We start from the raw sequence: 5,650 nt of genomic DNA, 5'->3' as shown, positions 1-5,650 counted from the left end.
CTCGGCGCGGTCGGCGGCGGCGCGCTGGGCGGGGTCATCGGATACGCCGTGGGCGCCGGCGATCCCGGCGGCGACCCGAATGCTCCGATCGGCCCGACCAACGAGGACCCCAGGAAATCCCGGCCGGCCCCACCGCACCCGGAGGCCAACCAGTACGAACTGCACCTGGACCGCACCGGTCTGCCGGGCAACGGCACGGTCGATTACGTCGTCACCCAGTCCGGCGATGTCGACGCCACCGTGCAGCTCGGTCCCGCCACGGCCCCGATCCACATCAGCCACGAACAGGCCGATGCCCCCTATCAGGCCGCGGGTGCGTTGGCGCAGACCGCCCGCGACACCGTGGCCGCCGGTGTCAAGGATCTGTCGGACCGGGCGGAGAAGGCCATCGGTGGCTTGCGCATCACATACCCCCAGTTCGGCACACCGCGGAAGTGACAGCGCCGCAATGAGGTTCACACCCGCCATCAGCAGCCCCGCGCACCGCCGCCCGTCCAGACGCCGGGCGCTGGTGGTGTGCACGGCCACCGTCGCTGCGGCGGTTTCGGTGGCTGGCTGCTCACACACCTCGTCGGTGTCGCTTGATGAGTTCGCGGCCGATCGGTCGACGAGGTTGCCGGCGTTGCCCGCGATCAGCCCGATCGCCTGCGATCCGGGATCGGCAGAGCCGGGGGAGACTGTCACCCGCGCTGCCGGCGGCCCCGACACCCCACCCGACGCGGTCGCCGCCTACCATCACGCGGTCATCACCACCCGCGATGCCGCCCAGGTGGCTGCGGCGGTGGCACCCGGCCAGTCCATGGGCAGCCCGGCACTGATCGAGGCGGCATTCGACGGGTTCCCGGCCGGTACGACCTACTGCCTGCGGATGCGGCAAACCGATGCCACCACGGTGCTGGCCACCCTCGACTGTCAGCCGCCGGGCGCGCCGGTGGCGCAGTACAAGGTGCGCGCCACCACGACCGGGGCGCCGGGGCAGGTCCGACTCACCGGGGAGGTCGATCAGTGACCGACAACCGATGGGCCTGGGTCCCGGGCGAGCGCGGCGACATCACCGATGTCGCGGAGGTCGCCGACAGCGCTGATGTCGCGGAGTTCCCTGACGGATCAGAGCAGAAGCTACACATCAACACCGCCGCGGGTATCGAAGCTCTTGACCTGTGGAACCCGCAGCCCGCAGATGTCCCCGACCTGTCCGCGGACACAGACCTGTCCTCGGATACACCGGGGCCATCGGGCGCACCGATCGTGGGTGATGCGGCGCACGGTGGCCTCACCGAGGCTGAGCCTGATGCCCGCACTGTGCTGGTCGCGGACGGTGATCGCGGGGCCGCGGGGCGGCGCACGTGGCGGCGTGCGGCGATCGTGGCCGGAGTCGTGGCGGTCGCGGCCACGGTGGTGGGCGTGGTGGCCGCGCTGGTGTGGCCGAGCGAGTCGTCCCCGGCCGCAGGGCCGCCGGCACCGGTCGGGGCGTGGTGTCGGGTCGGGGTGAGCGGTGAGGTGACCACTGTCGCCGCCGGTGGTGGTGGGGTCGATTCGCCGCAGAGGGCGGTCGCGGCGTTGGTGTCCGCGCTGCTCGATCAGCGTTCACCGGCGGCTGCCCGTGCGGTGATGGCGGCCTCGGCTCCGGCGCCCACCCTCGATGAGCTGCGCACCTGGATTGCCGGGCTGCCCGCCGAACAGGTGTCGTGGTGCGCCCGTATCACGGCCACGGATTCTCCGGCTCGTCTGCGAGTGGTCGTGACCGGCCGGGTCGGTGATCACGGTGACCCGCAACCGATGTCGTCGGACACGTTCTATGTTTCCGCGCCGACGCCCACCACCTGGGTTGTGGACGCGATCGTCGCCGAGGAAGGGACCCAGCCGTGATGACCGATCACGACAACACCGTCGACGCCGCACCGATGCCCGCCGCACCGATGTCTGCCGACGTGGTGTCCTGGCAGCCGCCACGGTACTGGCGCTGCGACACCCTGACGTCGGGGCACGAGCTGCCGCCGCTGTTCGCGCTCGTCGGTGCGGCGGGGGGAGTGGGCACCACCACCCTGGCACGCATGTGGGGTCCGGCCGCTGATTCGGAGACTCGCTGGCCTGCCCATCCGGAGACCACGCAGTGGTGTGTGCTGGTGGCGCGGCTGTCGATGGCCGGTATCGACGATGCCGCCGCCCGGCTGCGTGACGACGTGCGCCCCGAGGGGCTCGATGTGTTCGGGATCGTCTGGACCCCACCGCGTCCCGGCCGTATCCCGAAAGAGGTCCACCGGTACGCGTCCACGGTCGGGGAGTTGGTCGATCACTGCTGGCGGGTGGCATGGATCGAGGACCTCATGCTGGCCCGCCGAGACGCGCTCGCGCCGTGGCTGCCCGGGTCGCTGCCGGACAGCAAGCACACCGATCTCGCTGCCGGTCCGCCGCTGGCGGTCTGCACCACCGGCGCCGACATCGTCGACACCGTCACCCATCGCTACCGCCGCACCACCTGATACCGCTGACCACGCATCCGCGCGGTCCAGACCTCGAACAAAGGAACACCTGATGCCCGCTCGTATCCTCACCGTCCTCCCGCTGGCCGCCGACCCCATCACCGTGAACCCGACCGCGCCGCCCGGCTCCGACAAGCTGCTCACCATCATTTCCTGGGCTGGCTGGCTCGGGATGGTCGCCGCCGTCGTCGCTCTGATCGCCGCCGGCGCGAAGTTCGGTTTCGACAGACATCAGGGCACCGCCACCAACGAATCGGCGGTGCGCGTGGCCTGGACGTGCGCGGGCTGCGTGGTGATGGCGATGGCCGGAGGGCTGGTCGGGGCCATCGTCTAGCCCCGGCCCTTTGCCGCATCTGCATCTCAGCCCGCGTCGTCTGGAAAGTGAAACAGCTATGACAGAGAACGGAAGTGCCCATGCAAGCAGAAGAAGAATTGGCCTACGCCCGGCTCGAGCAGGTGTTGGGGTGGGTGGCGTGGCTGGCGTGCCTGCTCGCGGTGGGGCGCCTGATCTGGATCGGTGCCCTGTTCTGGCAGGCCAAGCGCCACGAGCACGGCGACATCGGGATCGACAACCTGGTCGGCCAGCTGGTCGGCGTGTTTCTCGTCGCGTCCTCCGCCGCGATCGCCGGCGCGCTGCTGTCGTGACCGCGGCGACGCTGGCCGCCGCAGCCGTCCTCGCCGGCTGCGGCAGCCAGACACCGCCGACCGCTCCGGCCGCGTCGATCGCTGGGGTGTCGATCGCTGGGGTCGCGCCGACCGCACCGCCGACGGGTCTGTCGTGGACATCGTTTCAGGGCATGGCCATCCCGGTCGCCGATCAGGGACCGCACACCACCATCCCGCTTGTCGCACCACACGGGTTCGACCACACCGGTCCCGGCGCGGCGCTGGCGGCCATCAATGCCACGGTGCGGATGAGTGTGGCCGCCGACGACCAGTGGGCCACGGTCGCCGACCTGCTCCTCGCCCCCGGTGCGGCCCGCGACAGCTGGTCGGTCAATCGTGTCCGGCTCTCGATCACCGCACCCGTCGCCGCGGTGGCGCCACGGATCTGTGGATACGAGATGACCCGCTACACCCCGCACCGCGCGGACGTCTCGATCGTGACCCGCCACCGCGACGACTCGCTGACCGCCAACGCCGCGAGCGTGGTGTGGAGCGCGGCCGGCGACTGGCAACTGCAACTGCCCGACCCGTCCGCGCAGATCGCTCCGGTGACTGCGATCGACACGCTGCCGTCGTCGATGATCACGCTGGCAGGCCAATGCTGATGAGCGACAAGAAGACTGTGTTTCCCACCACCGAACCAGAGCCGACGTCACGGCGAACGGTATGGATCATCACCGCGGCTGTGGCGGTGGCGGTCGTGGTGGTGATCGTGATGATCGTGGCCCTCAACCGGGGCACCACCACGGCGCAACACCCGGCGCTCACCACCCCCGCGGCGAGCGCAGCGCCCTCCAGTGGCGCTCCCGGCGGGCCCGGGTTCACCGGCATCACCGTGGACAAGCTGAACAAACCGGTGCAGCTGCCCGCCAACCCGGCCGGCCAGATCCTGCCGCAGACCGCGCCGACCCCCGCCGACCGCAACGCCGCCCCCGCCGGGCTGATCTGGGAGAAGCTCTACGACCTGCCGATCGTGCCGTTCTCCACCAGTGACGGCCCCACCACGATCACCGACGGTGTGCCGCAGGGATGGTCCCGGACCCCGCAAGGTGCGGCGCTGGCCGGGATCTCGATCCTGTCGATGTGGCTGGGTGCGCCTGACGGGCCGTCGGTGACGGTGCAGAACACCCTGTTGTCCGGCGACGCGCAGGTCATCGCCGATCAGGCTCGCTCCTCGCGCCCGGTACGGCAGGTGGCGCTCACCGATCCGGAGTTGGCCGCCGGGACCATCCAGGGCGTCACGGTGAGCAGCTATTCACCCACGTTCGCCACCGTGGACATCGGGGCGGGCCCGGTGTACGACAACGATCACCCGTCGGGGGCGTACGCGGTGTCGACACTGAACCTCACCTGGACCCAGGGCACGTGGAAACTCATCGTGACCGCGACGAGTCCCGGCCGCCCCGAGTATCGTTCCGCGATCGCCGGAATGACGCCGTGGACCAGCTGACACGGGTGCGGCGTGTCGTGGTCGTCGCGCTGGCTGCGGTGATGATCACGGTCGTCGGGCCTGCGGCGTCGCCGGCGCCGCAGGCGCGGGCCAACCCGATCTCCGACGCGGCGTGCGCAGCCAGTAACACGATGTTCCCCGGTATGTGCAGCATCGGGTCCGCGGCCGCGGGCGCAGCCAAGAGCGCGGTGAACGACGCTGCCAGTAGCGGTTTCAAGGGGATCGTGAAGTCGGTCCTGCAGGGCACCGGGTCGGCGATGACGTTGGTCCTGACGTGGTTTGTGCGGATACCGACCCCGGAGGCGGCGCAGTACAGCGCCATCGCGACGATCAAAGACCTCACCGTGCGGTTGCAGCTCATTTTCATGGCGTTGTCGATCATGGTCGGCGGTGTGCGGCTGATGCTGGCCAAGCGTCACGCCGTCTATGCCGCCGGCGAAGAGCAGTTCCACGCCCTGTCCCGCGCCGTGATCGGGGCGTGGGTGTTCGGCGGATTCCTCACCGCCCTGTCGGTGGCGGTCGACGCCCTGTCGGTGGCGTGGTTGGGGTCGGTGACCGACGGCGACGCCGCGAGGGTGATCGCGCGCATCGTCAACGTGGAGGTCCTGACCGGCGGAACCGGGATGGCGACCGGATTTTTGCTGATCGTCGGTATTCTCGGCGCGCTCGGCGCGGTGTTTCAGGCCGTGGTGCTGGTGGTGCGTCAGGCGATGCTGATCCTCGTCACCGCCTATATCCCGATCATCGGGGCGGCCTCGGGCACCGAGTTGGGTAAGGCGGCCTACTCGCGCACGGTGCGTTGGGTGTTGGCGTTGCTGCTGTGGAAGCTGGTGGCCTCCGGGTGTTTCGTGGTCGCCTTCACCTTGGCCGGTGAGTCTGACAAGCCGTCGGTCGAGGAGGTGTTCTACGGATTCATCTTGCTGTTCCTGTCGGCGTTGATGCTGCCGATGATGATGAAACTGGTCTCGGCCGGACTGTCGATGTCGGGTGGGTCGGGAATGCAGGCGGGGATGATGGCCGCCGGTGTGGTTGCTGCGGGCGGCACCGTGGC

Annotated in this window: 8 protein-coding genes and 1 pseudogene; all 9 read left to right on the top strand. The window is 69.9% G+C overall.

What is annotated here, in order from left to right:
• Window positions 1–438 (top strand): annotated as a pseudogene (locus tag GORHZ_RS17565) (hypothetical protein); the annotation flags it as partial.
• Between the two features lie 136 nt (window positions 439–574).
• Window positions 575–1,009, top strand: coding sequence for a DUF8176 domain-containing protein (locus tag GORHZ_RS17560; RefSeq protein ID WP_040532374.1), 435 nt, complete (start codon window positions 575–577; stop codon window positions 1,007–1,009).
• The gene (locus GORHZ_RS17555; protein ID WP_006335280.1) at window positions 1,006–1,869 is read left to right on the top strand and encodes a DUF8176 domain-containing protein; all 864 of its coding nucleotides are present in this window, start codon (window positions 1,006–1,008) and stop codon (window positions 1,867–1,869) included. The genes GORHZ_RS17560 and GORHZ_RS17555 overlap by 4 nt, the downstream gene beginning before the upstream one ends.
• Complete coding sequence (locus GORHZ_RS29570; protein WP_006335279.1) at window positions 1,869–2,483, top strand: hypothetical protein; 615 nt, start codon at window positions 1,869–1,871, stop codon at window positions 2,481–2,483. The genes GORHZ_RS17555 and GORHZ_RS29570 overlap by 1 nt, the downstream gene beginning before the upstream one ends.
• A gap of 52 nt (window positions 2,484–2,535) precedes the next feature.
• On the top strand, window positions 2,536–2,817 hold the full coding sequence (locus GORHZ_RS17545; RefSeq protein ID WP_006335278.1) for a hypothetical protein: 282 nt from the start codon (window positions 2,536–2,538) through the stop codon (window positions 2,815–2,817).
• 80 nt (window positions 2,818–2,897) lie between these two features.
• Entirely contained in the window at window positions 2,898–3,128 is a 231-nt protein-coding gene (locus tag GORHZ_RS17540; RefSeq protein WP_006335277.1) for a hypothetical protein, read from the top strand.
• Window positions 3,125–3,754, top strand: coding sequence for a DUF8175 domain-containg protein (locus GORHZ_RS17535; RefSeq protein WP_006335275.1), 630 nt, complete (start codon window positions 3,125–3,127; stop codon window positions 3,752–3,754). The genes GORHZ_RS17540 and GORHZ_RS17535 overlap by 4 nt, the downstream gene beginning before the upstream one ends.
• Window positions 3,754–4,599, top strand: a complete 846-nt coding sequence (locus GORHZ_RS29565) for a DUF8175 domain-containg protein (protein ID WP_157205243.1) — start codon at window positions 3,754–3,756, stop codon at window positions 4,597–4,599. The genes GORHZ_RS17535 and GORHZ_RS29565 overlap by 1 nt, the downstream gene beginning before the upstream one ends.
• The coding region (locus GORHZ_RS17525; protein ID WP_040532373.1) for a hypothetical protein at window positions 4,587–5,650 on the top strand (1,064 nt) is incomplete at its 3' end. The genes GORHZ_RS29565 and GORHZ_RS17525, both read left to right, overlap by 13 nt.

Origin of the sequence: Gordonia rhizosphera NBRC 16068 (assembly GCF_000298195.1) — a bacterium.
In the GTDB taxonomy this organism is placed as follows: Bacteria; Actinomycetota; Actinomycetes; order Mycobacteriales; family Mycobacteriaceae; genus Gordonia; species Gordonia rhizosphera.
The sequence above is the reverse complement of the archived record's forward strand: the minus strand, read 5'-3'. Positions and strand labels throughout refer to the sequence as shown.

Excerpts from the sequence above, each read along its gene's own strand:
- GORHZ_RS17545 (WP_006335278.1), top strand. The coding sequence starts at position 2,536 with ATGCCCGCTCGTATCCTCACCGTCCTCCCGCTGGCCGCCGACCCCATC.
- GORHZ_RS29570 (WP_006335279.1), top strand. The coding sequence starts at position 1,869 with ATGACCGATCACGACAACACCGTCGACGCCGCACCGATGCCCGCCGCA.
- GORHZ_RS29565 (WP_157205243.1), top strand. The coding sequence starts at position 3,754 with ATGAGCGACAAGAAGACTGTGTTTCCCACCACCGAACCAGAGCCGACG.
- GORHZ_RS17540 (WP_006335277.1), top strand. The coding sequence starts at position 2,898 with ATGCAAGCAGAAGAAGAATTGGCCTACGCCCGGCTCGAGCAGGTGTTG.